Origin of the sequence: Micromonospora parva, from assembly GCF_000718515.1 — a bacterium.
In the GTDB taxonomy this organism is placed as follows: Bacteria; Actinomycetota; Actinomycetes; order Mycobacteriales; family Micromonosporaceae; genus Micromonospora; species Micromonospora parva.
The window spans coordinates 200,101-226,954 of sequence record NZ_JNZS01000008.1 but is presented as its reverse complement, the minus strand read 5'-3'; the positions used below and the strand labels follow the sequence as shown (position 1 = coordinate 226,954).

The following is a 26,854-nucleotide window of genomic DNA, read 5'->3' as shown; positions in this document are numbered from 1 at the left end:
CTATCTGCACGATGAACTCGCCACCGCCGGCCCGGCCATCTGGGTCACCGAGGTGGTTGCTTACAACCGGCCGGTTGCTGGGCGGCTACCAGCAGGTCGCCGCCCAGCAACCGGGGCGCTGTGACCTACGAGCCGACGTCCTGCGGCACCGCGGCCGAGCCGATGAGGAATGCGCCCACCCGCAGCGTCGGGAAGACCAGCCAGTCGGTGGCGGCCAGCGCCCCGATGCCGAACAGGACGACGCCGTGTGCCGCGTTGCCGGTGGCCATGATCCAGCACAACGAGGTGCGGGCCGCCCAGGTGCGGACGAGCAGGCAGAACGCCAGCACCGGCGCGAACTGGGCCAGTCCAAACCTTACCTGCGTGCCACTGAGGACGAGCAGTGTCGCGACTAGCACGGGGAGGGCGAACGCGGTGATCTGGTGCGCTGACTGGGCATGTCGCCCCACCGAAGGGCACGGCAGGACGGTTCCCGCACCGACGGGCGCGGTGCTGCGGTCGGGTGCCGGGGTCGAAGACCGTCGGAACGTGGTCGGTCAGCAGATCGCTGCAACCGACCGGAAGGTCCCCCGACGCTTTACCCGGTCGAGTTCGTCCATGATCTCGGGGGGGGGGGGGGGGGGGGGGGCCCCCCGCGCGAGGATGCTGCGTGACTCGAGCGCGCGGGGGCCTTCAGTTGCGGGTTAGCAGGTCAGTCGAAGACTAAACCAATCTGCTAACCCGCAACTGTCGCAACTTCTCTTGACGCCTAGATGGAGCGGCAGTCGATCGCGAACGGTGAGAATCCAGATCGGCCTTGGTTGTTGCTGCCGCCCAATTGCAAGTGCGACGCTCTGTACCTCTCAATTGCGCGAAGTTAAGAGATTCGCGAGGCGCGGAACAATGCCCCATCATCACTAATGATAACAGCGTGGCGGTTGGCGCCCCAAGTAATCGATTAGGGAAACTGAAATGCTTATTGAGGCGAGATGCCAGAGCAGTGAAGGTCGCTGACCGTGATCCAGAGCCGACTATAGGCTTTCAGCGGAGTCGGCACTTTGAATATTAGAATAATCCAATTGCCTCGGCCCCTCTTCAAAGCAGCGATGACGAACCATCATTGCTTCGAATATCTAGGCTTGTTGCACCCCACTGCATCCTACGTTCCTCTCGCACACGTAGTACCAATCGACCCCGACGCTAAAGCCGGCGCTCCCGCCGCCAGCACTACTCCCGTTCGGGTCGCCGACCGTGCGAGAGGTGCCATCGTTCAGCCAGAAGTAGCCGTACACGCCGTTGCCGTCCGCCTCTTTATCATAAACTTCCACGAAGGTGTGACCCGACGATACTGTTGCCACGTCAGAGCCGTGGTAGGCCGCAGTGAAGTGGGCATGGGCTGGTGATCCCCATGCACCCAGCATCAAGGTGGCGCCAATAGCGGAGGCCAAGGCGAGCCGGAGATTCTTAGGGATGTTCATATGCTCCTTCTTTCGATCGAAGATCGTTAAAGGTGAAGGCTACCTTGCAAGCTCTCTTCCGTCAATATCTATTGTTGCTTTCGAGATCGATGTCCAACGTAGTCGACGCGACGCTCATCAGGCGGTCGCGGGGTACCAGCGACCGCCTGATGAGCGTCAGGTTTCCTATAGCGCCGAGAGTTTGAACATCTAACTCACGTGCTACTACAGGGCATCACATTAGCGGCTCCACGCGTTTGAGGCTGCCCCGACAGCACGATGGGAGGAGTGGGTTCCGCGCACCGAGGGTGCGGCCGACGGGGCTGGGCGGGCACGCTGGCCGTATCCCGGCCGCGAAGGCGACCTGGGTCATTATGGTCGGCAACCTCACTGTCGGCGCCGGCGCGACGGTGACCATCGCACGCCCTTGGCGGTGTCGCAAGGCTGGGTGATTTCAGGAGTGCAGCGATCGCCGGCCGCCTGCGACCCGCCCGGCAGACCCCGCCGATGCCGATGTCGTCACTTCGAATCAGTTCCAGTCAAGCGCAGGTGAACTCACCGAGCATGACCAAACGCCCTGACCGATGATCCGGTCAGGGCGCTCTTTGATTGCTACGTCCGTTAAGGGCTGGATTAGCCCTGGCGGCTCTTCCACTGCGGGTTGGCGCGGTTCACCACGACCGTCCGGCCGCGACGGCGGACCACCACCGAACCTGGCTTCTGCTTCAGCGCACGCAACGAGCTACGTACCTTCATCTCTGCCTCCTCGGTGCAAGCGGTTCCGAGTATCGAAACGCCACGCCCACCCCGGGGATTCCCGCCCTCTACGCTGATGGCTGGCGATGCGTGGGGAGGTGCCAGAGTGTGGCCCGGGGCCTTTGTGACCGTGGTCTACGCGTTCCTCGGTTGGCTCGTGGCGTTCACCGCCCGGGCCGCGCTGCAACCGACGGTGAACAGAAACCGCAGCCCCGGTGTACGGACGCCGGCGACGATGCGTTCGGCGGAGCACTGGCACGCGGCGCACCAACGGGTCGCCCGCCCTCTGCGCCGCACCGGCATCCTGCTGGCGGCCGTCTCACCGCTGCCGATTGTGCTCGGGGCGGTCTTCGGTGATCCGCCGGTGATCGCGGCAGTGCTGGTGCTCGCCCTGCTCGTCGTGCCCTACCTGCTCTACCTGGCCTACCTCGCCGATCGCGCCGCAGGGTCCGTCGACGGGAAACGGTGACCGGAGCCGTCGAACCTTTGCCCCGCGCCGGCCGTACCAGTGGGCGGAGGTCGTCCCCATGCCCGTACGCCGGCTCCTCGCCACTGTGCTGGTCGCTGCCGCGACAGTGCCGCTGGCTGCCACGCCCGCCGCCGCCCACGGAGCCCCGACCGACCCGGTCAGTCGCGCGGCGGCCTGCGGCCCCGAGGGCCGGTACGCGGCCACCAGCGCCTGCCGGGCGGCGATCGAAGCCGGCGCGGCCGTGCGCGAGTGGGACAACGTACGCGTTGCCGCTATCAACGGGCGAGACCGGGAACGGATCCCGGACGGTGAGCTGTGCAGTGGTGGGCTGTCCGCGTACCGGGGACTGGACCTGCCCCGCACCGACTGGCCGAGCACCGAACTGACCACCAGTGCCACGTTCACCTTCCGGTACCGGACCACCATCGAGCACCGGGGCACCTTCCGGCTCTACGTCACCAAGCCCGACTACGACCCCCGCAAGAAGCTGACCTGGGCGGACCTGGAGTCGCGCCCGTTTCTGACCCGGACCGACCCGCCGGTGCGCGCCGGGGCGTACCAGTTGGCGGGTCGGCTGCCGGCGGGTCGCAGCGGCCGACACCTGATTTACACGATCTGGCAGAACTCCAACACCCCGGACACCTACTACTCCTGCTCGGACGTGGTGTTCCGGGGTGCCAAGGCCACCGGCTCGCCGCCGAAGGCCGCCGCACCGAAGAGCGCGCCGCGTACCGCTGCGAGCGCGCCAGCCGCCACCGGGTCGGCGGTGGCGGCGGCGGCCGACCCGGGCGTGCCGGTGGCGGCGGTGACCGACCTCGGCGGCCGGTGGCCGGTGCTGGCCGGTGCCGCCGTCGTGGTGGTTCTGCTGCTGCTGATCGGCGCGAGCCGGCGGCGTCGCGGTGCCCCCGCACCGGTGGGACGCCAGTGCGAGGTACGCAACCACCGGGCCGGGCGGCGTCGGATCTGGTGACCCGACCCGCCCGAAGCCCGGCGGTGCTCAGCCCAGGTGCTGTTCGATCTCGGCCAACTCGTCGGCGGTGAAATCGAGGTTGTCCAGCGCGGCGATGTTCGTCTCCAACTGCTCGACGCTGCTCGCCCCGATGATCAGGCTGGTCATCCGCGGGTCACGCAGCGCCCAGGCCAACGCGAGCTGCGCGAGGGACTGGCCGCGCCGCTCGGCGATCGCGCCGAGGGCACGGATGGTGGCCATCTTCTCCTCGCTGAGGTCGCTCTCGTTGAGGAAGACGCTGGTGCGCACCCGCGAGTCGGCCGGGATGCCACCCAGGTAACGGTCGGTCAGCAGGCCCTGCGCCAACGGACTGTACGCGATGCAGCCAGCGCCGACCCGCTCCAGCGTGTCGAGCAGGCCGTCGGACTCGGTCCAGCGGTTGAGCATCGAGTACGACGGCTGGTTGATCAGCAGCGGCGTACCCAGTTCGTCCAGGATCGCGGCGGCCCGCGCGGTCTGCTCCGAGTTGTAGTTCGAGATGCCGACGTAGAGCGCCTTGCCGGAGCGGACGATCGCGTCGAGCGCCCCCATCGTCTCCTCGAGCGGAGTGTCCGGGTCGAACCGGTGCGAGTAGAAGATGTCGACGTAGTCCAGCCCCATCCGGCCCAGCGACTGGTCCAGCGACGAGATGAGGTTCTTGCGCGAGCCCCACTCGCCGTACGGGCCGGGCCACATCAGGTACCCGGCCTTGCTGGAGATGACCAGCTCGTCCCGGTACGACTTCAGGTCCGTGGCGAGCATCCGGCCGAAGTTCTCCTCCGCCGAACCGGGCGGCGGGCCGTAGTTGTTGGCCAGGTCGAAGTGGGTGACGCCGAGGTCGAAGGCGCGGCGCACGATGTCGCGCTGCCGTTCGAACGGGCGGTCCGGGCCGAAGTTGTGCCACAGGCCGAGCGAGACGGCGGGCAGCCGCAGCCCGCTGCGTCCGCTGCGTCGGTAGGTCATGGTGTCGTAGCGGTCTTCCGCGGCGAGATAGGTCACGATCATGAGCCTAACTCCGGAGCACGGTGCCGGGGATCGGGCGTGTGAACCGGGACATCGGGGTAGTTTCGACGCCATGCGTTTCATTGCGCTCGACACCCCCAAACCGTTGTCCAAGATCGGGTTGGGCACCTGGCAGTTCGGCTCCCGGGAATGGGGATACGGCCCGGACTTCGAGCGGCAGGCGGCGCAGATCGTCCGGCGGGCCGTCGAGCTCGGCGTGACGGTCTTCGACAGCGCTGAGATCTACGGCTTCGGGCGCAGCGAACGCATCCTCGGCGCGGCCCTCGGCGACGACCGGCCGAGGGTGGTGGTGGCCAGCAAGATCCTGCCCGTGCTGCCGGTGGCCGCGGTGGTGCAGCAGCGGGCGGTCGCCTCGGCGGCCCGGCTCGGCGTCACCAGCATCGACCTCTACCAGGTGCACCAGCCCAACCCGCTCGTCGGCGACCACACCACCATGCGTGGCATGCGCGTCCTGCAGGACGTCGGGCTGGTCGGCGAGGTCGGCGTCAGCAACTACGGGCTGCGCCGCTGGCAGGTCGCCGAGGCGGCGCTCGGCCGTCGGGTGCTCACCAACCAGGTCCGCTACAGCATGCTGGACCGCGCGCCCGAACAGGACCTGCTGCCGTACGCGCGGCAGGCCGGCCGGGTGGTCATCGCGTACAGCCCGCTGGCACAGGGCTTCCTCTCCGGCCGGTACGACGCGAAGAACCCACCGACCGGGGCGGTCCGGCGGGCGAACCCGTACTTCCTCCCGGAAAACCTGGAACGCGGCGCGGCGCTGATCGACACGGTGCGTCAGGTCGCCGACGCCCATGACGCCACTCCCAGCCAGATCGCGCTGGCCTACCTGCTGCGCCACCCGAACGTGCTCGCCATCCCCGGCGCGTCCGGCGTCGAGCAGATGGAACGCAACGCCGCCGCGGCCGACATCGACCTTGCCGACGACGAGTACACGGCGCTGGCCGAGGCGGCGAAACGCTTCCGGCCGATCACCGGCCTCGCCGCGATGCCGGCGATGCTGCGCGCCCGGTTCGCCAAACCAACCGAGAAGTGAGCACAGTGGACGACATCACCGCACTGATCCTGGACGACCACGCCGCCTTCCGGCGCGGCTTCGCCCGCCTCGACGACGCCCGCGACGAGCAGGAGATGCTCGCCATCTGGGACGCCCTCGCCCTGCACCTGGACATCCACGCCGAAGCGGAGGAGGCGATTCTCTACCCGCACCTGGTCAAGCACGGCGACGACGGCGAGGACGAGACGGCCGACGCGATCGGCGACCACAACAAGATCCGCGACGCCATCGCCGAGGCGAAGCTGCACCCGGTCGGCTCGGATCAGTGGTGGGAGGCGGTCGGCACGGCCCGCCGGGAGAACAGCGAGCACCTGGCCGAGGAGGAGGACGAGGCGCTGCCCGACTTCCGCCGGCACGCCAGCACCGAACTCCGCGCCGAGCTGGGCCAACGCTGGCTGACCTTCTACGGCGAGCACAAGAACGGTCGCAACCTCCCGTTCCGCGACAAGGACCCGCAGCAGTACGTCGCCGACCACCGCTGACATCTCCCCGACGCGGGGGAGTCGCCGGGACCGGCCCCGGCCGCAGAATGGCGAGGTGACGATCCGAGCCGCGCTGGCCCCGCTGGTCGCCGGCACCACCTGGCGACGCGGCGTGTTCCTGCTGCTCGGCGGGGTGCTGGCACTGCCGTACGGGCTGCTCGCGGTGACCTTCGCCCAACTGCTCGCCGATACGACGATCCCGCGCCCGCTGGTGTACGTCCTGCTGGTCATCGCGGTGTTGATCGCCGTGGTGCCGTTGTTGCTGGACGGCAGCCGGGCGTTGGAGATCGCCGCCGTCCGGGCGCTGCTCGGCGTCGACCTGCCCGAACCCGCGCCCGGGCACCACGGTGACCGGGAGACCCGGCTGCGGAGCGCACTCTGGATCGCCACCCACCTCATCGTCGGCGCGCTGGTGGGGATCGCGCTGTTCAGCGCCCTGCCGATGGCGCTGGCGTTCATCGCCCAGCAGTTCGGCATCGGCGAAGAGTTGACCAGCCGGGAACGGTTCGGGCCGCTGGACGGGCAGGACAGCGGCTGGCTGACAGTGACCGGGGTGCTGCTGCTGGTCGGCCTCGGCTACGCCGTCGCCGGGCTCGGCGCGCTCGCCGGATCCATGGCGCCGGTGCTGCTCGGCCCGGCCCAGGCCGAGCGGATCGCCGCCCTCGAAGCGCAGGCCAGCCGGCTCGCCGAACGCAACCGGCTGGCCCGGGAGCTGCACGACTCGGTCGGTCACGCGCTGACGGTGGCCACCCTCCAGGCCGGGGCCGCCCGCGAGGTCCTCGACACCGACCCGGAGTTCGTCCGGCGGGCGCTCACCGCCATCGAGGACGTCGGGCGCAACGCGATGGACGACCTCGACCACGTGCTCGGCCTGCTCCGGGAGGGCGGACGCGACCGGCCCGTGGTGGCGCCGCAGCGTACCCTCGCCGACCTGGACCGGTTGGTCACCGACGCCCGCGCAGCCGGCCTGGCCGTGCACGCGCATCGCGCCGGCGACCCGACCCGGGTGCCCGCGGTGGTCTCCCGGGAGGGCTACCGGATCGTCCAGGAGGGACTGACGAACGCCGCGCGGCACGGCCACGGGCCGGTGACTGTCCGCCTGGACCTGCACTCGGACGCGCTGGAGCTGGAGCTGGTCAACGCGCTGCGCCACACCGTCCGGGCGCAGCTGGGGCGGGGCGGTCGAGGTCTGGACGGCATGCGGGAGCGGGTGCTGCTGCTCGGCGGCCGGCTCACCGTGGGCCCGGACGGCGACCGGTGGCTGATCCGGGCCCGCCTGCCCTACGAGGAGACGCGATGAGCACTGGCGTCCTCGTCGTCGACGACGACGAGCTGATCCGGATCGGGCTGCGGGCCATCATCGACGCCCAACCCGACCTGCGGGTGGTCGCCGAAGCCGCCGACGGGGCCGAGGTGCCGCCGCTGGTCGCCCGGCACCGGCCCGACGTGGTGCTGATGGACGTGCGGATGCCCGGCATCGACGGCATCCAGGCCACCCGGCACCTGCTGGCCACCTCCGCCGACCCGCCACGGGTGCTGGTGGTCACCACGTTCGCCAACGACGAGTACGTCTACGAGGCGCTGCGCGCCGGGGCCTCGGGGTTCCTGCTCAAACGGGCCCGGCCCGCCGAGGTGGTGGAGGCGGTCCGGGTGGTCGCCGCCGGTGAGTCGCTGCTCTTCCCGGCCGCGATCCGCCAGCTGGTCGCGGCGTACGGGCCGGCGGGCGGCGACCGGTTGAGCGCCGCCCGGCTCACCGACCGGGAGGCCGAGGTGCTGCGGTTGATGACCACCGGCCGGTCCAACCCGGAGATCGCCGCGCACCTGGTGGTCGGGGTGGAGACGATCAAGACGCACGTCGGCAACGTGCTGGCCAAGCTGGGCGTCCGCGACCGCACGCAGGCGGTCATCGCCGCCTACGAGTCCGGCTTCGTCACCCCGTCCGGCCCTGCCTAGCCGAGCGTTGCCGCGGAAAATGTGAGCTAGCGTGGTTCGGGTGACTGCGCCTACCCCGGTAATCCCGGTTCCACCGGCCGACCTGCCCGGCACGCTCGGCGCGCTGCGGGCGGCCGGTCACCACTACCGCACCGTCAAGCAGGAACTCCGTGACAACCTCCTCGCCCGGATGCGCTCCGGCGAGACCCGTTTCCCCGGCATCGTCGGCTATGACGACACAGTGCTGCCCGAGGTCGAGCGGGCGTTGCTCGCCGGGCACGACATGGTGCTGCTCGGCGAGCGCGGCCAGGGCAAGACCCGGCTGATCCGCTCGCTGGGCGCTTTGCTCGACGAGTGGACCCCGGTGCTGCCCGGCTCGGTGCTCAACGAGCACCCGATGCACCCGCTCACCCCGGCGTCCCGCGCCCAGGTCGCCGAGGCCGGCGACGAGCTGCCGATCGGCTGGCTGCACCGTTCGATGCGGTACGGCGAGAAGCTGGCCACCCCGGACACCAGCGTCGGCGACCTGATCGGTGACGTCGACCCGATCCGCATCGCCCAGGGTCGTACCCTCGGCGACCCGGAAACCATCCACTTCGGGTTGGTGCCGCGCACCAACCGGGGCATCTTCGCCGTCAACGAGCTGCCCGACCTGGCCGAGCGCATCCAGGTGGCGCTGCTCAACGTGCTGGAGGAGCGGGACATCCAGGTTCGCGGCTACCAGCTGCGGCTGCCACTGGACCTGCTCCTGGTGGCCAGCGCCAACCCGGAGGACTACACCAACCGGGGCCGGATCATCACCCCCCTCAAGGACCGGTTCGGCGCGGAGATCCGCACCCACTACCCGGTCGACCTGGAGTTGGAGCTGGCGCTGATCCGTCAGGAGGCGGACCTGGTCGCCGAGGTGCCGGAGCACGTGCTGGAGGTGCTGGCCCGCTTCGCCCGCGCCGTGCGGGAGTCGCCGTCGGTGGACCCGCGCTCCGGTGTCTCCGCCCGGTTCGCCATCGCCGCCGCCGAGACGGTGGCCGGTGCCGCGCTGCGGCGCGCCGGTCTGCTCGCCGCCTCCAGCACCCCGGACGGGCGTCCCGAGGCCGCCGTTGCCCGCGTCGGTGACGCGGTGTCGGTGACCAGCACGCTGCGCGGCAAGGTCGAGTTCGAGAGCGGTGAGGAGGGCCGGGAGATCGAGGTCCTCGCGCACCTGCTGCGTACCGCGACCGCCGAGACGTTCCGGGCCCACCTCGCCGGGTTGGACCTGTCCGGGTTCACCGCCCTGGTCGAGGACGGCGCCGCGATCGAGACCGGCGAGCTGGTCAGCGCCGCTGAGCTGTTGCGCCAGGTCGGCACCGTGCCCGGGTTGGCGAAGGTCCTGGACCGGCTCGGCCTGGGTGACGCGCCCACCTCGGAGGAGGCCGCCGCCGGCGTCGAGTTCGTGTTGGAAGGGCTGCACCTGACCCGCCGGCTCGGCAAGGACGTCACCGACTCGGGGCGCACCGTCTACGGCGGTCGGGGCTGACGGTGGCCGGTAACCGGTTCCGTTACGGGCAGTGGAACGGCGGGCCCGACCCGCTCGCACCCCCGTACGACGTGCGCGAGGCGGTGGACGCGGTCGGTGCGGAGGTGCTGGCCGGTGGCAGCCTGCGGGAGGCGCTGCGCGACCTGCTGCGCCGTGGTCCGCAGGGGCGGGGTGGCCTGGACGACCTGGCCGCCCGGGCGCGACGACTGCGCCGCGAGGCGATGCGCCGGGGTGACCTGGACGGCGCGGTGACCAGGGCGCAGGCCCTGCTCGACCAGGCCCTCGCCGCCGAACGGGACGAGCTGCGAGGTCGTGACGACGACGCCGCGCGGTTCGCCGAGGCGGTGCTGGACAATCTTCCCCGCTCGACCGCGCGGGCGGTGCAGGAGCTGTCCGGCTACCAGTGGGCCAGCGACGACGCCCGCCGTTCGTACCAGCAGATCCTCGACCAGCTCCGCGATGACGTGCTCGGCCAGCGCTTCGCCGGGCTGCGCGAGGCGGTGCGCGCCTCCGCCGACCCGGCCGCCCAGCAGCGGCTCGCCGAGATGATGGGCGACCTGAACGACCTGCTCGCCCGGCACGGTCGCGCGGAGGACACCACCGACGCGTTCGCCGAGTTCATGCGCCGGCACGGCGACTTCTTCCCGGAGCAGCCGGAGACCGTCGACGAGTTGATCGACGTGTTGGCCCGCCGGGCGGCGGCGGGTGAGCGGCTGATGAACTCGCTGTCGGAGCGGCAGCGCGCCGAGCTGTCCGGGCTGATGCAGCAGTCGCTCGGCGATCGCCTCGCGGGGGAGATGTCAGCTCTCGACGCGAACCTGCGGGCGCTGCGACCCGATCTGCGCTGGGGGCGGGGCGAGCGGGTCCGCGGCGACCAGCCGTTGGACTACGCCGACGCGGCCGGCGCGCTGGGTGAGATCGGCGAGCTGGACGACCTGCTGGACCAGCTCGACCAGGAACACCCGGGGGCGACGCTCGATGACGTGGACGTCGACGCGGTGGCCCGCACGCTGGGCCGGGACGCGGCCGACGACGTTCGGCGGCTGCGCGATCTGGAGCGGGAGCTGCGCCGCCAGGGGTGGGTGAGCCGGGACGCGGAAGGGCTCACGCTGAGCCCGAAGGCGCTGCGCCGGCTGGGCGGAACCGCGCTGCGGCGGGTCTTCGCCGACCTGACCGCCGGGCCGCGCGGCCAGCACGACCTGCGCTCGGCCGGTGCGGCGGGCGAGGTCAGCGGCGCGTCCAGGCCCTGGGAGTACGGCGATGAGCAGCCGTTGGACGTAGTCCGGACGTTGACCCGGGCGGTCAGCCGGGCCGGGCCGACGGTCCCGGTGCAGCTCGCGGTGGACGACTTCGAGGTGGTGGAGACCGAGAAGCGGGCCTCGGCCGCTGTGGTGCTCTGCGTCGACCTGTCGTACTCGATGATCTCGCAGGGTCGTTGGGGGCCGATGAAGCAGACGGCGCTGGCGCTGGCTCACCTGATGGAGACGCGCTTTCCGCAGGACGCCCTGCAGATCGTCGGCTTCGGGCGGGAGGCGATGACGCTCACCCAGCATGAGTTGGCGGCCGTGGAGCCGGACATGGAGCAGGGCACCAACCTGCAGCACGCGCTGCGGTTGGCGGGCCGGCACCTGCGCCGGCACCCGGACGCCGAGCCGGTCGTGCTGGTGGTCACCGACGGCGAGCCGACCGCCCACCTGGACCCGGACGACGGGGAGGCGCTGTTCCACTGGCCGCCGCTGCCGGAGACGATCGAGGCGACGGTCCGTGAGGTGGACCGGCTGAGCCGCTACGGCGCCACGCTCAACCTGTTCATGCTCGGCGACGACCCGGGTCTGCGGCGTTTCGTCGACGCGGTGGCCCGCCGTAGCCGGGGACGCATGTTCACCCCGGACACCGACGACCTGGGCGAGTACGTGGTCAGCGACTACCTCCGCTCCCGCCAATCCCGCCGCTAAGTCCCGCCGGGGCGGGTTGACTGGGGGGATGGAGAGCGGGGGGTTGCGACAGGCCTACGGTGCGGTGTTCGCGGAGGTCGACGCCGGCGGGTTCGGTCCGGCTCCGCAGGGACAGCTCAGCGCCGAGCAGATCGTCGCGCATCTGGTCGCCAACGACGAGCTGATGATCCAGGCCACCGAGGCGCTGCTGGCCGGGTCGCCGTTCGCGTACTACGAGTTGGAAGAGGACATGCACCGTCCGCAGCTCGACGCGCTCGCCGCCGAGCAGGGTGGTCTGCGTGGACTGACGGCGCTGCTGCACGGCACCAGTGATCGGCTGTGCGGGCTGGTCGACCAGCTCGGGCTGGCTGCGGAGACTCCGGTCGAGACGCACCTTCGCGAGGGCTTCGACCTCATCGTCGACGAGCCGCTGCCCTGGTCCCGGACTCTGGACCTGCACACCCGGGTCCACCTCCCCAAACACCAGGCCCAACTCCGACTCCTCCGCGCCTGAGACGCGTCACCGGCGCCGGGGCGCCGGGTGCCCGGGCGAGGCGTGGGCAGGGGCGGCAGCGTCCGGGTGTGGCGCGGGCAGGGGCAGGCCGTTCTGCTTAGCGTGATGTCTGTGAGACATCGTGATGTCTCACAGACATCACGCTCTCCCGAGTTACCGGCCCGGGCGGGCGCGTTTCACCGGCGCTCGTGCCGGCGCCGGGCGGCGTGGCCGGCTGAAGGTGCCTGCTGGCGTTGGGGCAGCGCGACGATCGGTTCCGCGCTGGGCCGGGAGGTGCTGCCGACCGACTCAGGTGTCGACCAACTCAGGTGTCGACCAGCTCGGGGCGGGGGTGGAAGGTGCGGCGGTAGGTGGAGGGGGCCACCCCGATGCGCTGGTGCAGTTGCTGGCGTAGGGCGGCGGTGGTGCCGAAACCCGAGCGGTGGGCGATCTGGTCGACGGTGAGGTCGGTTGTCTCCAGCAGCAGCCGCGCGTGGTCGGTGCGCTGTTGCAGCAGCCACTGGGCCGGGCTCAGACCGGTCTCCGACCGGAAGCGCCGGGTGAAGGTGCGCACGCTCATCCGGGCCTGCTCGGCCAGGTCGCGCAGCGCGATCGGCTCGTGCAGCCGCTGCCGCGCCCACTCCCGGGCGCCCGCCGTGCTGGAGTCGGTCGCCTTCGGCACCGGCTGTTCGATGTACTGCGCCTGGCCGCCGTCGCGCCACGGTGGCATCACGCAGCGGCGGGCCGCCCGGTTGGCCACCTCGCTGCCGTGGTCGAGGCGGATGACGTGCAGGCAGAGGTCGATGCCGGCGGCGACCCCGGCCGAGGTGAGCACCCGGTCGTCGGCGATGAAGAGCACGCCCGGGTCGAGGTCCACCCGGCCGTGCAGGTGGCGGAAGCGCTCGGCGTACGCCCAGTGGGTGGTCGCCCGCCGCCCGTCGAGGAGCCCGGCGGCGGCGAGCACGAACGCCCCGGTGCAGATCGACATGATCCGTGCGCCCCGCTCGTACGCCGCGCGCAGCGCCCCGGTCACCTCCGGCGCGATGGTGCCCGACGTCAGCACGGTGCCGTCGTGGATGCCGGGGACGATCACCGTGTCGGCGGTGTCGAGCAGTTCCAGGCCGTGGTCGGGGACCACCTGGAAGCTGGCGGTGCTGCGCACCGGCTGCCCGCCCGGGGTGCACACCCGCACGTCGTAGAAGGGTGTCCCGTCGGCGGCCCGGGCGGTGCTGAACACCTGGGACGGGGTGCCGAGGTCCAGGCCAACCACCTGGTGCAGAGCGAGGACGGCGATTCGATGCGGGCCAGCCTTCATGGCCCGATTATTGCGCATGATGGCTTTCCGGCCACTCGTCGCGGTGCCCGGCCCGGCCCAGACTTGCTCCGTGACCAAGAACCGTCGTCTGCATCCCGCCTGGCTGGTCGCCGCCGTCGCCTTCGTGGCGCTGGTCGGCGCGGCGGGCTTCCGCGCCACCCCGTCGGTGCTGCTGCACCCGCTGCACGAGGAGTTCGGCTGGCCGCTGGCCACCATCTCCGCGGCCGTCTCCGTCAACCTGTTGCTCTACGGGCTCACCGCGCCGTTCGCGGCAGCCCTGATGGACCGGTTCGGCATCCGCCGGGTGGTCTCGGTGGCGCTGCTGCTGGTCGCCGCGGGCAGCGGGTTGACGGTCTTCATGACCGCCAGCTGGCAGCTCCTGCTCTGCTGGGGTGTGCTGGTCGGGCTGGGCACCGGCTCGATGGCGCTGGCGTTCGTGGCCACCGTCACCGGCCGCTGGTTCGTCCGCAGGCGGGGTCTGGTGACCGGAGTGCTGACCGCCGGCGGGGCGGCCGGGCAACTGGTGTTTTTGCCACTGATCGCCATCCTGGTACGCGACCACGGCTGGCGGACGGCGGCGCTCGTCGTCGCCGCAGCGGCGCTGGCGGTCGTACCCCTGGTGGTGTGGCTTCTGCGCGAGCACCCGGCGGATCTCGGCCTGCCCGCCTACGGGGCGACCGAGGTCGTCGCGGCACCACCGGCGACCGGTGGCGCCGCGACCCGGGCGCTCGGCGCGCTGGCGACGGCGGCCCGGACCCGACCGTTCTGGCTGCTGGCCGGAGGGTTCGCGATCTGCGGCGCGACCACCAACGGCCTGGTCGGTACGCACTTCGTGCCGGCCGCGCACGACCACGGCATGGCCCAGACCACAGCGGCCGGGTTGCTCGCGCTGGTGGGGCTCTTCGACATCGTCGGCACTATCGCCTCCGGCTGGCTCACCGACCGGGTGGACAGCCGGCTGCTGCTCGGCATGTACTACGCGCTGCGGGGGTTGTCCCTGCTGGTGCTGCCGAGCCTGTTCTCCGGCAGCGCTGAGCCGAGCATGCTGGTGTTCATCGTCTTCTACGGCCTGGACTGGGTGGCCACCGTGCCGCCGACCGTGGCGCTGTGCCGGGAGTACTTCGGCGGGGCCGGGGCGGTGGTGTTCGGCTGGGTGTTCGCCGCGCACCAACTCGGCGCGGCGGTCGCCGCCACCGGCGCGGGGCTGGTCCGGGACCGGCTGGGCGACTACGCGATGGCCTGGTACGTGGCGGGCGCTTTGTCGATCGGCGCCGCCGGGCTGTCGTTGCTGCTGCGTCGACGACCGGGCCGAGCGGTGCCGGAGGCCGTGCTGCTCGCCGCGACCGCGCCCCGGGCCTGGAGCTACCGGGGCTGAGCGGGTTGGCTGGTCAGCCGAGGGTCCACTGCTGGGCGGGTCGGCCGTCGCAGGCGCGCTGGCGGATCTCGTCGTCGGGCTCGTCGCCGTCGTCGTCGGCCTGCGCGCACCTGCCGCTGTGCGCGGCCACCAGCAGCACCGGGCCGGTTCCGGTGGCGGACAGCCGCCACTGCTGGTTGGCCCCACCGTGGCAGGGGAACTGGAGCAACCGCGCGCCGTCGTCGGTACTGCCGCCCTCGACGTCCAGGCACTGCCCGTGGGCGGCGTTGGTCAGCGTCACCACGCCCGCGCCGGCCGGGTTGACGACCCACTTCTGTTCCGGACCGCCGGTGCAGACGGCCAGCTCGGCCCCCGCTTCCTTGTCGTCGCCGTCGAGCCCCAGGCAGAGCCCGGACGCGACCCGCAGCACCCGGGGGCCGGTGGTCGGTGCCGTCGAGGGCGTCGGCGACGGCTCGACCGACGGGGTCGGGCTCGGCCCGGCCGCCCCGGTGGTGGCCTCCGCCGCGCTGGACGTCGCACCCACCGGGGCCGGCACCGCCGGTTCGTCGTCGCCGCCGAGCAGCCCGGTCGCGAAGACCACCCCGAGGAGTACGCCCACCAGGCCGACGCCGAGCGCCACCCGCAGCAGCGGGTCGGTGAGCGGGCCGGAACGCGCGGCCCGTCGGCGGCCGCCGTAGACGGTGCCGGCGGGGTCGGGGCGTTCCTCGGGCGCGGGCATACGGGCCATCCTCACCCACCGCCGTCGGCCACGGCCAGTCGGTGCCGTCAGTCGACGACCCGGACGTCCTTCCAGAACGCCACCCGGTCACGCACCATCTCGGCGTCCGGTTTGGGCTCCGGGTAGTACCAGACCGCGTCCTTGCTGGTGCTGCCCTCGTGCTCAAGGGAGTAGTAGGAGGCGGTGCCCTTCCAGGGGCAGACGGTGTGCGTCGTGGACTCGCGGATCAGGTCGTCACGCAGGGCGGAGCGAGGGAAGTAGTGGTTGCCCTCCACCAGCACGGTGTCGTCGCTCTCGGCGACGACCAGGTCTTTCCACATGGCTTTTGGCATGCCTCAACACTATTCCGCGCCGCCCACCGGGGCTGTGCTCAGCGGGTGGGCTGGGGGTCGGTGACGTCTGCCACTGTGGCGTCGAGGGCGGCGATCGCGACGTCGGCGGCGATCGCGACGGCCAGGCCACGCTCGCCGGCGCCCAGGGTGATCTCCCGGCCGCGCAGTCGCTCGTCGGCGACCACCGGCCAGGCCGTGCTCGCGCCGAACGGGGTGATGGTGCCGCGTTCGTAGCCGGTGGCGGCCAGGGCACCGGCCGCGTCCGGCATGGAGAGCCGGTGCACCCCGAGCAGGGCGCGCAGCTTGGGCCAGGAGATGACCCGGTCGCCGGGGGTGAGCACGAACAGGTGATCAGCTTCACCACGACGCACCACGATCGTTTTGACCACGTCCGGGACGGCCACGCCCCGGACGGCGGCGGCCTCCGCGAGACTGCCGACCGCACCATGCCTGACCAGCCGATACGGCAGTTGGGCGGCGTCCAGGGCGGCGATCGCTGGCGATGGCATGCCCGCCACGGTAGCCGTCGCGCCTGCTACCGGACGGGAAACTGCCCCTGCCGACATCCCACGGTTTCCGAACGGCGAGCGTAAGGTGATCACATGCGCGCTGAGCGTGTGGATCATCCGATTGACCATGATCAAGCGGTGGACACGCTGCGGCGGTCGTACGCCGCGGTGCCCACGGGCGAGCCTGTCCGGCTGGCCAAACGCACTTCCAACCTGTTCCGCCCCCGGTCCGCTCCCCGGACTCCGGGGCTCGACGTGAGTGGCCTGAACGGTGTGCTGTCGGTCGACAGGGCCGCCCGCACTGCCGATGTGCAGGGCATGTGCACCTACGAGGACCTGGTCGACGCGACCCTCCCGCACGGGCTGATGCCGTTGGTGGTGCCACAGTTGCGCACCATCACGCTGGGCGGCGCGGTGACCGGCCTCGGGATCGAGTCGACCTCGTTCCGCAACGGCCTGCCGCACGAGTCGGTACGCGAGATGGACATCCTCACCGGCTCCGGCGAGATCGTCACCGCCCGGCCGGACGGGGAGTACGCCGACCTGTTCACCGCGTTCCCCAACTCGCTGGGCAGCCTCGGGTACGCCACCCGGCTGCGCATCGAGCTGCAACCGGTCGGCCGGTACGTGGCGTTGCGCAACATCCGGTTCACCCAGCTGGAGGCGCTCACCGACGCGATCGCCGAGGTGACCGCCACCCGCTCCTGGGCCGGCGAGCCGGTCGACGTGATGGACGGCGTGATGTTCAGCCCCGGTGAGGCGTACCTGATCCTGGGCACCTTCACCGATGCGGCCGACCCGCCCAGCGACTACACCGGTCAGGCGATCTACTACCGGTCGCTGCGCCAGCGCACCCGCGACGTGCTCACCGCGTACGACTATCTGTGGCGCTGGGACACCGACTGGTTCTGGTGTTCCGCGGCGTTCGGCGCGCAGCACCCGGTCGTGCGCAGGCTCTGGCCGGCGCGTTACCGGCGCAGCGACTTCTACCACCGACTGGTCCGGTTGGAGCACCGTCACCAGGTGGCGGCCCGGATCGACCGGCTGCGCGGGCAACCGGCCCGGGAGCGGGTCGTGCAGGACGTGGAGATCCCGCTGGACCGTACTGCTGACTTCCTGCGCTGGTTCGCCGGCGCGGTGGGGATGAACCCGGTGTGGCTGTGCCCGTTGCGGCTGCGGGAGCCGGCGGGTCCCGGTTCGGCGCGGTCCTGGCCGCTGTATCCACTCCAGCCAGGCCAGGACTACGTCAACATTGGGTTCTGGGGGAGCGTGCCGATCGCGCCGGGCGCCGCCGACGGCGACGTCAACCGCACGATCGAACGCAGGGTGTCGGAGTCGGGCGGGCACAAGTCGCTCTACTCCGACGCGTACTACGACCGGGACGCCTTCGATCGCCTGTACGGCGGCGACACGTGGCGGGCGGTGAAAGACCGCTACGACCCGGACCACCGGCTGACGGGACTGTACGAAAAGGCGGTAGCACGAGCATGAGCCTGACCGACCGAGATCAGGGGGCGGCGAGCGTCCCCGCCACCCCGCCGGCGGGGGGCCGGCGCACGGGTCCGACCGTCGCTGACGTCGTCCGCGCGGTCACCGCCGGGCCGCTTCCGGTGCGGATCACCGGGTACGACGGCAGCGCCGTCGGCCCGTCCGACGCCGGCATCACCCTGGCGATCCGTTCCGAGCGTGGGCTGTCGTACCTGCTCACCGCACCCGGCGACCTGGGCATGGCCCGGGCGTACGTCAGTGGTGACCTGGCGTTGCAGGGGGTGCACCCGGGTGACCCGTACGAGGCGTTGCGGGTGCTCAAGGACGAGCTGCGGTTGCGCCCACCGGCGCTGGCCGAGGGGCTGGCGTTGGTCCGTGGGCTGGGCTGGGAGCGGCTGATGCCGCCGCCGGCGCCGCCGCAGGAGGCGCAGCCCCGCTGGAAGCGGGTGGTGAACGGGCTGCGGCACTCGCGGGTGCGGGACAGCACCGCCATCTCGCACCACTACGACGTCTCCAACGCCTTCTACGAGAAGGTGCTCGGCCCGTCGATGACGTACACCTGCGCGGTTTTCCGGTCTCCGGACGACACGCTGGAGCAGGCCCAGGCGGCGAAGTACGACCTGGTCGCCGGCAAGCTGGCGCTGAAGAAGGGGATGCGGCTGCTGGATGTCGGGTGCGGCTGGGGTGGCATGGTGCGCCACGCCGCGCGTGAGTACGGCGTCAAGGCCCTCGGGGTGACCCTGTCGAAGGCGCAGGCGCAGTGGGCGCAGGCGGCGATCGAGCGGGAGGGGTTGACCGAGTTGGCGGAGGTGCGGCACCTGGACTACCGGGACGCACCGGCCGAGCAGTTCGACGCCATCTCCTCGATCGGGCTGACCGAGCACATCGGGGTGCGCAACTATCCGGCCTACTTCGGGGCGCTACGCAGCCGGCTGCGGCAGGGCGGGCGGCTGCTCAACCACTGCATCACCCGCGCGGACAACCGGGCTCCGCACCGGTCGGGCGCGTTCATCGACCGGTACGTCTTCCCGGACGGTGAGCTGGCCGGTCCGGGTCGGTTGATCAGCGAGGTGCACGACGCCGGGTTCGAGGTGCACCACGAGGAGAACCTGCGCCAGCACTACGCGCTGACGCTGGCTGCCTGGTGCCGCAACCTGGTCGAGCACTGGGACTTCTGCGTCTCGGAGGTGGGCGCGGGCACCGCCCGGGTGTGGGGGTTGTACATGGCCGGGTCGCGGATGGCGTTCGAGCGCAACGGCATCCAGCTGCACCAGGTGCTGGCCACCCACAACGGCCCGAACGGTGTGAGTGGCTATCCGTTGCGACCGGACTGGTTGCCCTGACCATCTGCTGAGTGTCGCCTGAAGCCGCGCCGGAAAAAGTCGGCGCGGCTTCTCGCGAAGCGATTGACAAAGAAGTTTTGTACGTACAAACTGATTTTGCCATGAGAGACGTCCTGTACCTGGAGCAGATCGAGCAGGCCGAAGTCCTGCTCAAGCCGCATCGCGTCGAGGTGCTGCGGCAACTGGCCGAGCCGCGCACCTGCACGGAGGTCGCGGCCCGACTCGACCAGACGCCACAGCGCGTCTACTACCACGTCAAGCAGCTCGTCGCGGCCGGCCTCGTCGAGCTGGTCAACGAACGCAAGGTCCGTGGCATCACCGAAGGCATCTACCAGGCCGCCGCCCGGTCCTACTGGCTCTCCCCACGGCTCGTCGGCCGGATCGGCCTGCGCCGGGCCCGCGACGAGCTGAGCCTCGGCTACCTGCTCGACCTGATGGAGGAGGTCCAGGCCGACATCGCCGGCCTGGACCGGGCGGCGCCCGAGCTGCCCTCGATCGGGGTCTCCGGCGAGATCCGGGTGCCCCCCGAGCAGCGCCAGCAGTTCCTGCACGACCTGCAAACCGCACTTCAGGACCTGTTCACCCGCTACGGCGGCAGCGAAGGCGACGCCTTCAAGCTGGCCGTCGCCTGCTACCCGAAAGGAAACGACAATGAGTGAACCGATGAAGGTTCAGGCTCGGCTCTCCGCGCCCGTCGGCCGGGTCCGCCAGGCCCTCACCGACCCGGCCGAGCTGCGTCTCTGGCTGGCCGAGCACGCCGAGGTCGAGCTGCCCCAGCGGTACGAGTTCTGGGGCCGCTTCACGCCCGAGGGCGACGCCCCGCACCAGCGGTTGCTGCACGTCGACGACGACACGTTGCGCTTCGGCTGGCTGCTCGACGGGGTGGAGACCACCACCGAGTTCCAGCTGGCCGCCGAGGGCACCGACAGCACCGTGCTGACGCTGATCCAGAGCCACTTCGACTTCGCCGAGGCGATGAGCGGCTCCAGCATCCGGGGCGTGCTCCAGACGTTCTGGGCGCTTGCCATCGCCAACCTGGCCGCCCAACTGGAGGGCAAGCCACTGCTGCCCCGCACCGACTTCACCTCCGCCGACCTGCGGGGTGAGCTGGTCATCGCCGCCCCCGCCGACAAGGTGTGGGAGTCGCTGACCGACTCCGAGCAGGCCAGCGCCTGGTTCGGCTACCCGATCGGCATCGAGCCCTGGGTCGGCGGCCGGTACGCCATGGGCGGCTTCGAGACCGGCTACGCGGCCAAGGTCGTCGACCTGGAGCCCGGCCGGCGGATGTCCGTGGACTGGGGACCGACCGGCGTGACGAACTGGGAGCTGGCCGAATCCGGTGGCAAGACCACGCTGACCTTCGTGCAGAGCGGCTTCGACGAGGCCAACCCGCCGTACGGGGCGTGGAGCGGGTCGGTTGCCGGGCTGTACGAGCTGCGCCGCTTCCACGAGGTGCCGAACTGGCAGCCGATCTGGATCTCCGAGGAGATCCCCGGCCTGGAGCCCGCCCCGACCAGCTGACGTGTGATCGTCTCGCCTTGATCGTGCTCGATCAGGGATGTAGTGGCCTCGTTCACCCCCCCCGGAGGCCCCCACATCCTGGATCGAGCACGATCTTGTGCGTACCGGGGCGGTGGTTGTTCTGATCAGGTGGCGGGATGTGGTGACTTTTCGCTGTCGAGTGGGTACTGGCGGGCGATGTTCTTCATCTTTGGTCTGCGTACCAAGGTCGACCGGTCCGGTGTCGTGCAGCAGGTCTGCCGCCACTGCGGCAACCAGGCCGCACAGGTGATCACCCGCCGCTCGACGAAATTCACCCTCTTCTTCATCCCCCTCATTCCGATCCGTACCCGGTACGCGCAGCAGTGCACGTTCTGCGGGGCGGAGTACGAGATTTCCAGGTCCGACGCCGAACGCCTCCCGGTCGGCTGACCCGACGATGGAACGCTTCCTCTGCTGGCTGATCGGCCGACCAACGCCCCCGGTCGACGTGGCGGTGCACACCGTTGCCCGCCCGCCCTGCACCCCCGGTCGGCGCAGACGCCGCCGCGCACGCCGTCCGTCGGCCGGCACGACGCTGCCCCGCTCACCCTGGAACCGCTCCGGCGGCCGCTGACCGCAGGTCCGGGCGTCCGCGACGGCGTGCACGTTCGGCTCTGGCGGGGTTTCTGAGCGCTGGTTAGGCTTTCGGGGTTTGCCGTGGACCGGTCCTGCCGAGGGTGCACGCACGACGAAAGGGCCGGAGCGACCGTGTCCCGACAGGACGGAACGCAGGCTGCGGGGGCGCTCAATCCCGCCGGTGCGTTCGTCGCGGCTGCGGTCATCCTGCTGGAGGCGGGCTGGCTGGTCGCCGCGATGCCCGGCGCCGCACTGGTCAGTGATGTGGGCGCGATGCTGGTCGCCGGCTGGGCGACACTCGCGTGCGTCGGGGTGGCCCGTCGGCATCCGACGCCGCTGCGTCGCTTCTGGACCCTGCTCGCCGTCACCATGGCGCTCGCCGCGATCGGCCGGGCGATCTGGACGGTGCAGCGGCTCGTCGGCGGCGACCTGCCGCACACGCCGGTGGTCGGGGTGGTCTTCACCGCCGGCATCCTCACCGGCACGGCCGCGTTGCTCAGCTCGCCGTCCGCACCACGGACCGCGGTCGGTCGGGCCCGTACGCTGCTGGACGGGGTGATCGTCGCCCTGGCCCTGGTGCCGATCGGTTGGGTGCTGGTCTTCCGCGGGGTCGCCGCGGCCGAGCTGGCCGACCCGGCGCGCACGCTCGGGCTGCTCTTCCCGATGTTCGACCTGATGCAGCTCACCATCCTGGTCGCAGTCTCCGGGCCGGCCCGGCCGATGTGGCGGCCGATGAGCATCCTCGCGGCGAGCCTCAGCCTGCGGGTCGTCGCCGACGTCGTCTACGTGTCGCTGGTCGCCCGCGCCGACTACGCCGCCGGTCACCCGATCGACCTGTGCTGGCCGTTGAGTTACCTGTTGATCGGCCTGGCCACCCGGAATCCGCCACCACCGGACTGCGACGGCACCGACGACACCGCCGAGTCGCCACTGCCACCCTGGTGGCGGGTGGCGCTGCCGTACCTGCCGGTGGGTGGGGCGATCGTCGCGGTGGTGCTGGCTCGTCGGCCCACCGGGCAGACCCCGCAGCTGGTGTTCGTGACCATGATGGTGTTGCTGGCGACTCTCGCCGTCCGGCAGGGGTTGGCCGCCAACGAGAACCTCCGGCTGGTGGTCCGGTTGCGTCGGCTCGCGTACGGCGACCAGCTCACCGGGCTGCCCAACCGGCTGTTGTTCAACCGGCGACTGCGGCTGGCCCTGCGCGACGGGCGGCCGGTGGCCGTGCTGCTGCTCGACCTGGACGGGTTCAAGCAGGTCAACGACCGGTTCGGGCATGCCACCGGTGACACCCTGCTGACCGGGCTCGCGGCCCGGATGCGCACTGCCGTCAACGGCGACGGCACCATCGCCCGGCTCGGCGGTGACGAGTTCGCCGTGCTGGTCGACGGCGACCGGCCGGTGTCACCCGAACGGCTCGCCGAGCGGCTGCTCGACGCGCTGCGGCCGTCCGACGACGAGGAGGACGTCGGGGTGCACCCGTCGGCGAGCATCGGTATCGCCGAGTTCGGCCCGCAGCACGCCTCCCACACCGACCTGCTGCGCGACGCCGACATCGCCATGTACGCGGCCAAGGCGGCCGGGAAGTCCGCGTACCGGACGTGCACACCGGCGCTGCGCGAGTCGGCCGTCTCCCGCGCCGAGCTGATCGCCGACCTGCGCCGCGCTGTCGACGAGGATCAACTGCGCCTGGAGTTCCAACCCATCGTCGACCTGAGCAGCGGTGCGGTACGCAGCGCCGAGGCGCTGGTGCGCTGGCGGCACCCCCGGCTGGGGATGTTGGCGCCGGCGAAGTTCCTGCCGCTGGCCGAGGAGACCGGGCTGATCCTGCCGATCGACCGCTGGGTGATCCACGAGGCGTGCCGGGCCGCCGCCACCTGGCGGGGGCGGGTGCCGGACGCGACCGTCGCGGTGAACATCGCCGCCGCGCACCTGCGTCGGCCGGACCTGATCGCCACTGTCACCGCGGCCACCAGCGCCGCCGGGCTGGCGCCCCGGGCGTTGACCCTGGAGCTGACCGAGTCGGCGCTGATCGAGGGCACCGATGCGGTGCTGGAGCGGCTGCACCAGCTGCGGGAGCTGGGCATCAGGATCGCCATCGACGACTTCGGCACCGGCTACTCGTCGCTGAGCTACCTGCACCGCATCCCGGCCACCGAGTTGAAGATCGACAGGTCGTTCGTGGCGCGGCTGGGCACCGACGACCGGGCGTACGCCACGGTGGAGATGGTCACCCGGCTGGCCGGCGCGTTCGACCTGGCGGTGGTCGCCGAGGGGGTGGAGACCGAACGTCAGCATGAGGCGGTCACCGCGATCGGCTGCCCGCGCGGTCAGGGCTATCTGTACGGGCGGCCGGACGGCCCCGCCATGGTGGGCCAGAATCGGAGTTGACTCTCACGTAACGGCAGGCAGGAGCCTGGTTCCCGGAAGGGAGGGGGACCATGGCGTACACGGTGGGTCAGGTGGCGAAGGTCGCCGGCGTGACGGTGCGGACGCTGCACCACTACGACGAGATCGGGTTGCTCTCGCCCAGCGGGCGGACCTCGGCCGGTTACCGCCGCTACGACGACGCGGACCTGCAACGGCTGCAACTCGTCCTGTACTACCGGGAGCTGGGTTTCCCGCTTGAGGAGATCACCGCGATCATCGACGACCCGGCGGCCGATCCGGCCGCACACCTGCGCCGACAGCACGAGCTGCTGACGGTACGGCTCAAACGGCTGCAGGAGATGGTCACGGCGATCGAGTTCGCGATGGAGGCGACCAAGATGAACATCCAACTCACGCCGGAGGAGCGGTTCGAGGTCTTCGGTGACTTCAGCCCGGAGGAGCACGAGGCCGAGGCGGAGCAGCGGTGGGGTGACACCGACGCGTACCGGGAGTCGAACCGCCGGGCCTCCCGCTACGGCAAGGAGGACTGGCTGCGGATCAGGGCGGAGAACGAGGACTGGGGTCGGCGGATCGTCGCGTTGATGGCCGCTGGCGCACCGGCGGACAGCGCGGAGGCGATGGAGTTGGCCGAGGAGCACCGGCAGCTCATCTGCCGTTGGTTCTACGAGTGCTCGTACGAGATGCAGACCGGGTTGGCCGACATGTACCTGGCCGACGAGCGGTTCACCGCGCACTACGAGAACATCGCCGAGGGGCTGGCGGCGTATCTGCACGAGGCGATCCACGCGAACGCGATCAGCCGGGCTTGATCGGCCGGCCGGCCGACCGGGAGCAACAGCGGCCGGCGGGCCGACCGGGAGCAACAGCGGCCGGCGGGCCGACCGGGACCAACAGCGGGCCGGCAGGCCGACCGGGAACAACGGCAGGTGCGGTCCGGCTACTCTGGCCGGACCGCACCACCCCGGGGGAGATGACAGTGCAGAAACCGAAGCTGATCGCCGCTGGTGTCATCCTGGTCGTGGCGGTCGCCGCGGGGGTGTGGGCACTCGTGGCCACCGGGGATGAGCCCGACGCGGGTCGTCCGGCGGCGTCGGCGGACCCGACCGACGGGGTCGGTGTGCTCAGGGCCGCCGCCGGGAAGGTCGACCAGCAGACCTACAAGCTGACGTTGAGCAGCGGCGGGACGACGGGCGGGGACGGCACCGTGGTGCTGTGGGACCCGAAGGCGAAGCGGGGTCTGGAGACCACCTCGCTGAAGGTGCCCACCGGTGAGGTGAAGATCGAACGGCTCACCACCGGGCCGGACGTCTACGTGCGGGTCAGCGCCCCGGACCGGCGCGTTCCGGTCTGGGACGGCAAGACCTGGTGGCATGTCGGCGCTCCGGGTTCACCCCCCGCCAAGCAGGGCCTGGACAACACCCGGCTGGCCGACACGCTCGGCACGGCGACCGCCGTCCGCCAGACCGCCACCCGGGAGTACGCGGGCACGCTGGACCTGCGCCAGAGCAGCGCGGTGCTGGGCGAGGGGGTCGGCAACGTGCTCGGTGACCGGGCCGGGGCGGTCCCGTTCACCGCTGCCGTCGACGAGCAGGGGCGACTGGTCCGTTACCGCATCGAGCTGGCGAGCGAGCAGTCGGAGGTCGCCCAGCTCGACCTGACGTACTCGGATTTCGGGCTGTCGGTGTCGGCCGACCCGCCGGCGGCCGACCTGGTCGGCGAGGACCCGCCGGCGAACATCCCCGGCGCCTGACGCCAGCTCACTCCTCGACCGCCCCGTCGGCCGGGTCGACCAGGAAGTCGTAGACGGTGCGGGCCATCCGTCGGACCGTCTCGTCGCCGGTGGCCATCGGCCCGGCGGTGAGGAAGGCGACGGCGGTCTCGGTGCCGGGGATCAGGTAGTAGCCGACGTCGTGTGAGGCGTCCGGCAGGTCACCGGTCTTGTGCGCCACCGGCACGCCGGGCGGCAACGCCGCCGGGATCTTCGTGTTCAGGGTCTGTTCCCGCATGAACCCGATCATCAGGTCACGGGAGGCGGGGGTGAGGATCTCGCCGTCCCAGACCGCGCCGAGCAGCGACACCACGTCGTCCGGGCTGGTGTAGTTCTCCTCGCCGCGTTGTGCGGCGGCGCTGTCGAGCATCCGGCGGGCCAGGATGGTGGACCGCTGGTTCATCGAGTCGATCAGCGCGTTGACCGGGGCGAACCCACCCAGGTAGGTGATCAGCACGTTCGCGGCCACGTTGTCGCTGTACTTGATCAGGTACTGGGCGAGCCGGTGCACCGTCACCACCTGCGGGAACGTCTCGAACTGGAGTTGACCGCTGCCGCCGACCACATCCTCGGGGGTGACCAGCACCCCGTCGTCGAGGAAGATCTGTCCGCAGTCGACCCGGCGCAGCAGCTCGACCAGGATCCAGAGTTTGATCACGCTGGCCGCCTTGGGGCGCAGCGACCCGTTGACGGCGATCTGCTGGTCGCCGTAGCGGCCGGACAGGTCACGGACGGTGGCCCCGGCCGGGTTGAGGCTCGCGTCGGCGACCACCCGGGCGAGCTGCCCGCTGAGCGGGAACAGCCGGGCCCCGGCGACCGGGTCGGTGGGCGGCTGCGGGCTGGTGACCACCACGCCGGTCAGCGTGGTCGGTGGGCGGTGCTGGGGGATCACCTCCAGCGTGCCCTCGCTGCGCCCGACCAGCGGCACCCGGTAGCGGTAGGCAGTGCCGCCGACGACGAGAGCGCCGCTGGCCACCCCGGCGGCGACCCGCATGGTCGGGTCGGCGACCCGGCCGGTGTCCCCGTCGCAGGCGCGGTAGCGCACCGTGTGACCGAGCGAATCCACTGCGAACACCCCGCCGGGAAACGACAGCCAGGACACCTCGCTGGTCGGTGGGCGCTCCGGTGTCGGGTCCAGTCCCGGTTCGTGGCTCCGGCCGTCACCGCCGTACCCCGGCTCGGTCGGCTGTGCCTGGTCCGTGGCGGGCCCGCGGCCCGGGTCGTCGGCGGTGGCCGGCCCGGTCGTCGCGAGCACCGCGAGCGCGACCGCCGCCGACAGCACCTTCACTGGTACGCGGGCAGAGTTCCCCAGCAGGGAAGATGAGCGCCTCTTGTCGCTTTTTCTCACGTTTGCACGATATGAAGCGGGCGGGGCGGTCGAGACCGGCGGGACTGGTGTCACCCGTCCGGGCGGCAGGTC

27 protein-coding genes are annotated in these 26,854 nt (G+C 71.2%); 18 read left to right on the top strand and 9 right to left on the bottom strand.

Translation table 11 applies throughout. From position 1 onward, the window contains the following. Positions 1 to 125: 125 nt before the first annotated feature. From IF22_RS0112585 to IF22_RS0112580, 3 genes are all read right to left on the bottom strand, one after another. Complete coding sequence (locus IF22_RS0112585; RefSeq protein ID WP_156057515.1) at positions 126 to 398, bottom strand: hypothetical protein; 273 nt, start codon at positions 396 to 398, stop codon at positions 126 to 128. 714 nt (positions 399 to 1,112) lie between these two features. After that, entirely contained in the window at positions 1,113 to 1,457 is a 345-nt protein-coding gene (locus IF22_RS34975) for a hypothetical protein (RefSeq protein WP_156057512.1), read from the bottom strand. A 612-nt stretch (positions 1,458 to 2,069) separates the two neighbouring features. Continuing rightward, positions 2,070 to 2,192, bottom strand: a complete 123-nt coding sequence (locus tag IF22_RS0112580) for a 50S ribosomal protein L36 (protein ID WP_030331473.1) — start codon at positions 2,190 to 2,192, stop codon at positions 2,070 to 2,072. A 124-nt stretch (positions 2,193 to 2,316) separates the two neighbouring features. Between IF22_RS0112580 and IF22_RS0112575 the strand changes: the two genes are divergently transcribed. Together IF22_RS0112575 and IF22_RS0112570 are read left to right on the top strand one after the other, a co-directional pair. Beyond that, a complete protein-coding gene (locus tag IF22_RS0112575) occupies positions 2,317 to 2,661 on the top strand; it encodes an SdpI family protein (protein WP_051708405.1) in 345 nt (114 codons plus the stop codon). Between the two features lie 58 nt (positions 2,662 to 2,719). Beyond that, entirely contained in the window at positions 2,720 to 3,631 is a 912-nt protein-coding gene (locus IF22_RS0112570) for a lytic polysaccharide monooxygenase auxiliary activity family 9 protein (protein WP_030331469.1), read from the top strand. A gap of 27 nt (positions 3,632 to 3,658) precedes the next feature. Here IF22_RS0112570 and mgrA read toward each other — a convergent pair whose 3' ends face one another. Beyond that, positions 3,659 to 4,654 carry an L-glyceraldehyde 3-phosphate reductase gene (gene mgrA, locus IF22_RS0112565; protein ID WP_030331467.1) on the bottom strand — a complete coding sequence of 332 codons (996 nt, stop codon included), beginning with the start codon at positions 4,652 to 4,654 and terminating at the stop codon, positions 3,659 to 3,661. A gap of 70 nt (positions 4,655 to 4,724) precedes the next feature. On the opposite strand from mgrA, the gene IF22_RS0112560 reads away from it, so the two are divergent. From IF22_RS0112560 to IF22_RS0112530, 7 genes are read left to right on the top strand one after another with little or no spacing between them, the layout of a single operon-like run. Then, the gene (locus IF22_RS0112560) at positions 4,725 to 5,705 is read left to right on the top strand and encodes an aldo/keto reductase (RefSeq protein WP_030331465.1); all 981 of its coding nucleotides are present in this window, start codon (positions 4,725 to 4,727) and stop codon (positions 5,703 to 5,705) included. After that, positions 5,702 to 6,208 (top strand): hemerythrin domain-containing protein, encoded by a 507-nt coding sequence (locus IF22_RS0112555; protein WP_112582361.1) that lies wholly within the window; start codon positions 5,702 to 5,704, stop codon positions 6,206 to 6,208. Before IF22_RS0112560 ends, IF22_RS0112555 begins: the two co-directional genes overlap by 4 nt. Positions 6,209 to 6,263: 55 nt before the next feature. Then, positions 6,264 to 7,508 (top strand): sensor histidine kinase, encoded by a 1,245-nt coding sequence (locus IF22_RS0112550; RefSeq protein WP_030331461.1) that lies wholly within the window; start codon positions 6,264 to 6,266, stop codon positions 7,506 to 7,508. After that, positions 7,505 to 8,161, top strand: a complete 657-nt coding sequence (locus IF22_RS0112545; protein ID WP_030331459.1) for a response regulator transcription factor — start codon at positions 7,505 to 7,507, stop codon at positions 8,159 to 8,161. Before IF22_RS0112550 ends, IF22_RS0112545 begins: the two co-directional genes overlap by 4 nt. Before the next feature lie 31 nt (positions 8,162 to 8,192). Next, a complete protein-coding gene (locus IF22_RS0112540; RefSeq protein WP_030331457.1) occupies positions 8,193 to 9,653 on the top strand; it encodes a magnesium chelatase ATPase subunit I in 1,461 nt (486 codons plus the stop codon). Between the two features lie 2 nt (positions 9,654 to 9,655). Beyond that, on the top strand, positions 9,656 to 11,608 hold the full coding sequence (locus IF22_RS0112535; protein ID WP_030331455.1) for a vWA domain-containing protein: 1,953 nt from the start codon (positions 9,656 to 9,658) through the stop codon (positions 11,606 to 11,608). 28 nt (positions 11,609 to 11,636) lie between these two features. Next, a complete protein-coding gene (locus IF22_RS0112530; RefSeq protein WP_030331453.1) occupies positions 11,637 to 12,101 on the top strand; it encodes a hypothetical protein in 465 nt (154 codons plus the stop codon). Positions 12,102 to 12,405: 304 nt separating this feature from the next. On the opposite strand, the gene IF22_RS0112525 is transcribed toward IF22_RS0112530, so the two are convergent. Further along, positions 12,406 to 13,413, bottom strand: a complete 1,008-nt coding sequence (locus tag IF22_RS0112525) for a GlxA family transcriptional regulator (RefSeq protein WP_030331451.1) — start codon at positions 13,411 to 13,413, stop codon at positions 12,406 to 12,408. A 1-nt stretch (position 13,414) separates the two neighbouring features. Here IF22_RS0112525 and IF22_RS0112520 point away from each other — a divergent pair, with 1 nt between their 5' ends. Beyond that, the gene (locus IF22_RS0112520) at positions 13,415 to 14,770 is read left to right on the top strand and encodes an MFS transporter (protein ID WP_425339846.1); all 1,356 of its coding nucleotides are present in this window, start codon (positions 13,415 to 13,417) and stop codon (positions 14,768 to 14,770) included. 13 nt (positions 14,771 to 14,783) lie between these two features. Here IF22_RS0112520 and IF22_RS0112515 read toward each other — a convergent pair whose 3' ends face one another. From IF22_RS0112515 to IF22_RS0112505, 3 genes are read right to left on the bottom strand one after another with little or no spacing between them, the layout of a single operon-like run. Beyond that, complete coding sequence (locus IF22_RS0112515; protein WP_030331447.1) at positions 14,784 to 15,488, bottom strand: RICIN domain-containing protein; 705 nt, start codon at positions 15,486 to 15,488, stop codon at positions 14,784 to 14,786. A 47-nt stretch (positions 15,489 to 15,535) separates the two neighbouring features. Beyond that, positions 15,536 to 15,820, bottom strand: coding sequence for a DUF427 domain-containing protein (locus IF22_RS0112510; RefSeq protein ID WP_030331445.1), 285 nt, complete (start codon positions 15,818 to 15,820; stop codon positions 15,536 to 15,538). 38 nt (positions 15,821 to 15,858) lie between these two features. After that, positions 15,859 to 16,329, bottom strand: a complete 471-nt coding sequence (locus tag IF22_RS0112505; protein WP_030331443.1) for an aminoacyl-tRNA deacylase — start codon at positions 16,327 to 16,329, stop codon at positions 15,859 to 15,861. Positions 16,330 to 16,422: 93 nt separating this feature from the next. On the opposite strand from IF22_RS0112505, the gene IF22_RS0112500 reads away from it, so the two are divergent. From IF22_RS0112500 to IF22_RS33760, 8 genes are all read left to right on the top strand, one after another. Beyond that, on the top strand, positions 16,423 to 17,820 hold the full coding sequence (locus tag IF22_RS0112500; RefSeq protein ID WP_030331441.1) for an FAD-binding oxidoreductase: 1,398 nt from the start codon (positions 16,423 to 16,425) through the stop codon (positions 17,818 to 17,820). Further along, the gene (locus IF22_RS0112495; RefSeq protein ID WP_030331439.1) at positions 17,817 to 19,160 is read left to right on the top strand and encodes a class I SAM-dependent methyltransferase; all 1,344 of its coding nucleotides are present in this window, start codon (positions 17,817 to 17,819) and stop codon (positions 19,158 to 19,160) included. Before IF22_RS0112500 ends, IF22_RS0112495 begins: the two co-directional genes overlap by 4 nt. 101 nt (positions 19,161 to 19,261) lie before the next feature. Continuing rightward, a complete protein-coding gene (locus tag IF22_RS0112490) occupies positions 19,262 to 19,819 on the top strand; it encodes an ArsR/SmtB family transcription factor (protein WP_030331438.1) in 558 nt (185 codons plus the stop codon). After that, positions 19,812 to 20,681 carry an SRPBCC family protein gene (locus IF22_RS0112485; RefSeq protein WP_030331436.1) on the top strand — a complete coding sequence of 290 codons (870 nt, stop codon included), beginning with the start codon at positions 19,812 to 19,814 and terminating at the stop codon, positions 20,679 to 20,681. The genes IF22_RS0112490 and IF22_RS0112485 overlap by 8 nt, the downstream gene beginning before the upstream one ends. Before the next feature lie 177 nt (positions 20,682 to 20,858). Beyond that, on the top strand, positions 20,859 to 21,092 hold the full coding sequence (locus IF22_RS0112480; RefSeq protein ID WP_030331435.1) for a zinc-ribbon domain-containing protein: 234 nt from the start codon (positions 20,859 to 20,861) through the stop codon (positions 21,090 to 21,092). Between the two features lie 318 nt (positions 21,093 to 21,410). Beyond that, positions 21,411 to 23,666 carry a putative bifunctional diguanylate cyclase/phosphodiesterase gene (locus IF22_RS33765; RefSeq protein WP_030331434.1) on the top strand — a complete coding sequence of 752 codons (2,256 nt, stop codon included), beginning with the start codon at positions 21,411 to 21,413 and terminating at the stop codon, positions 23,664 to 23,666. A gap of 50 nt (positions 23,667 to 23,716) precedes the next feature. Beyond that, positions 23,717 to 24,475, top strand: a complete 759-nt coding sequence (locus tag IF22_RS0112470) for a MerR family transcriptional regulator (RefSeq protein ID WP_030331433.1) — start codon at positions 23,717 to 23,719, stop codon at positions 24,473 to 24,475. A gap of 167 nt (positions 24,476 to 24,642) precedes the next feature. Then, complete coding sequence (locus IF22_RS33760; RefSeq protein WP_156057509.1) at positions 24,643 to 25,416, top strand: hypothetical protein; 774 nt, start codon at positions 24,643 to 24,645, stop codon at positions 25,414 to 25,416. Positions 25,417 to 25,423: 7 nt separating this feature from the next. On the opposite strand, the gene IF22_RS0112460 is transcribed toward IF22_RS33760, so the two are convergent. Further along, positions 25,424 to 26,722 (bottom strand): serine hydrolase, encoded by a 1,299-nt coding sequence (locus IF22_RS0112460; RefSeq protein WP_030331431.1) that lies wholly within the window; start codon positions 26,720 to 26,722, stop codon positions 25,424 to 25,426. Positions 26,723 to 26,854: the final 132 nt, after the last annotated feature.

What these genes read in the sequence shown, in the direction of transcription:
- IF22_RS0112570 (WP_030331469.1), top strand. Translation starts at nt 2,720, where the DNA reads ATGCCCGTACGCCGGCTCCTCGCCACTGTGCTGGTCGCTGCCGCGACA.
- IF22_RS0112530 (WP_030331453.1), top strand. Translation starts at nt 11,637, where the DNA reads ATGGAGAGCGGGGGGTTGCGACAGGCCTACGGTGCGGTGTTCGCGGAG.
- IF22_RS34975 (WP_156057512.1), bottom strand. Translation starts at nt 1,457, where the DNA reads ATGAACATCCCTAAGAATCTCCGGCTCGCCTTGGCCTCCGCTATTGGC.
- IF22_RS0112485 (WP_030331436.1), top strand. Translation starts at nt 19,812, where the DNA reads ATGAGTGAACCGATGAAGGTTCAGGCTCGGCTCTCCGCGCCCGTCGGC.
- IF22_RS0112560 (WP_030331465.1), top strand. Translation starts at nt 4,725, where the DNA reads ATGCGTTTCATTGCGCTCGACACCCCCAAACCGTTGTCCAAGATCGGG.
- IF22_RS0112500 (WP_030331441.1), top strand. Translation starts at nt 16,423, where the DNA reads ATGCGCGCTGAGCGTGTGGATCATCCGATTGACCATGATCAAGCGGTG.
- IF22_RS0112480 (WP_030331435.1), top strand. Translation starts at nt 20,859, where the DNA reads ATGTTCTTCATCTTTGGTCTGCGTACCAAGGTCGACCGGTCCGGTGTC.
- IF22_RS0112490 (WP_030331438.1), top strand. Translation starts at nt 19,262, where the DNA reads ATGAGAGACGTCCTGTACCTGGAGCAGATCGAGCAGGCCGAAGTCCTG.
- IF22_RS0112510 (WP_030331445.1), bottom strand. Translation starts at nt 15,820, where the DNA reads ATGCCAAAAGCCATGTGGAAAGACCTGGTCGTCGCCGAGAGCGACGAC.
- IF22_RS0112580 (WP_030331473.1), bottom strand. Translation starts at nt 2,192, where the DNA reads ATGAAGGTACGTAGCTCGTTGCGTGCGCTGAAGCAGAAGCCAGGTTCG.
- IF22_RS0112525 (WP_030331451.1), bottom strand. Translation starts at nt 13,413, where the DNA reads ATGCGCAATAATCGGGCCATGAAGGCTGGCCCGCATCGAATCGCCGTC.
- IF22_RS0112505 (WP_030331443.1), bottom strand. Translation starts at nt 16,329, where the DNA reads ATGCCATCGCCAGCGATCGCCGCCCTGGACGCCGCCCAACTGCCGTAT.
- IF22_RS0112515 (WP_030331447.1), bottom strand. Translation starts at nt 15,488, where the DNA reads ATGCCCGCGCCCGAGGAACGCCCCGACCCCGCCGGCACCGTCTACGGC.
- mgrA (WP_030331467.1), bottom strand. Translation starts at nt 4,654, where the DNA reads ATGATCGTGACCTATCTCGCCGCGGAAGACCGCTACGACACCATGACC.
- IF22_RS0112545 (WP_030331459.1), top strand. Translation starts at nt 7,505, where the DNA reads ATGAGCACTGGCGTCCTCGTCGTCGACGACGACGAGCTGATCCGGATC.
- IF22_RS0112470 (WP_030331433.1), top strand. Translation starts at nt 23,717, where the DNA reads ATGGCGTACACGGTGGGTCAGGTGGCGAAGGTCGCCGGCGTGACGGTG.
- IF22_RS0112520 (WP_425339846.1), top strand. Translation starts at nt 13,415, where the DNA reads ATGGCTTTCCGGCCACTCGTCGCGGTGCCCGGCCCGGCCCAGACTTGC.
- IF22_RS0112495 (WP_030331439.1), top strand. Translation starts at nt 17,817, where the DNA reads ATGAGCCTGACCGACCGAGATCAGGGGGCGGCGAGCGTCCCCGCCACC.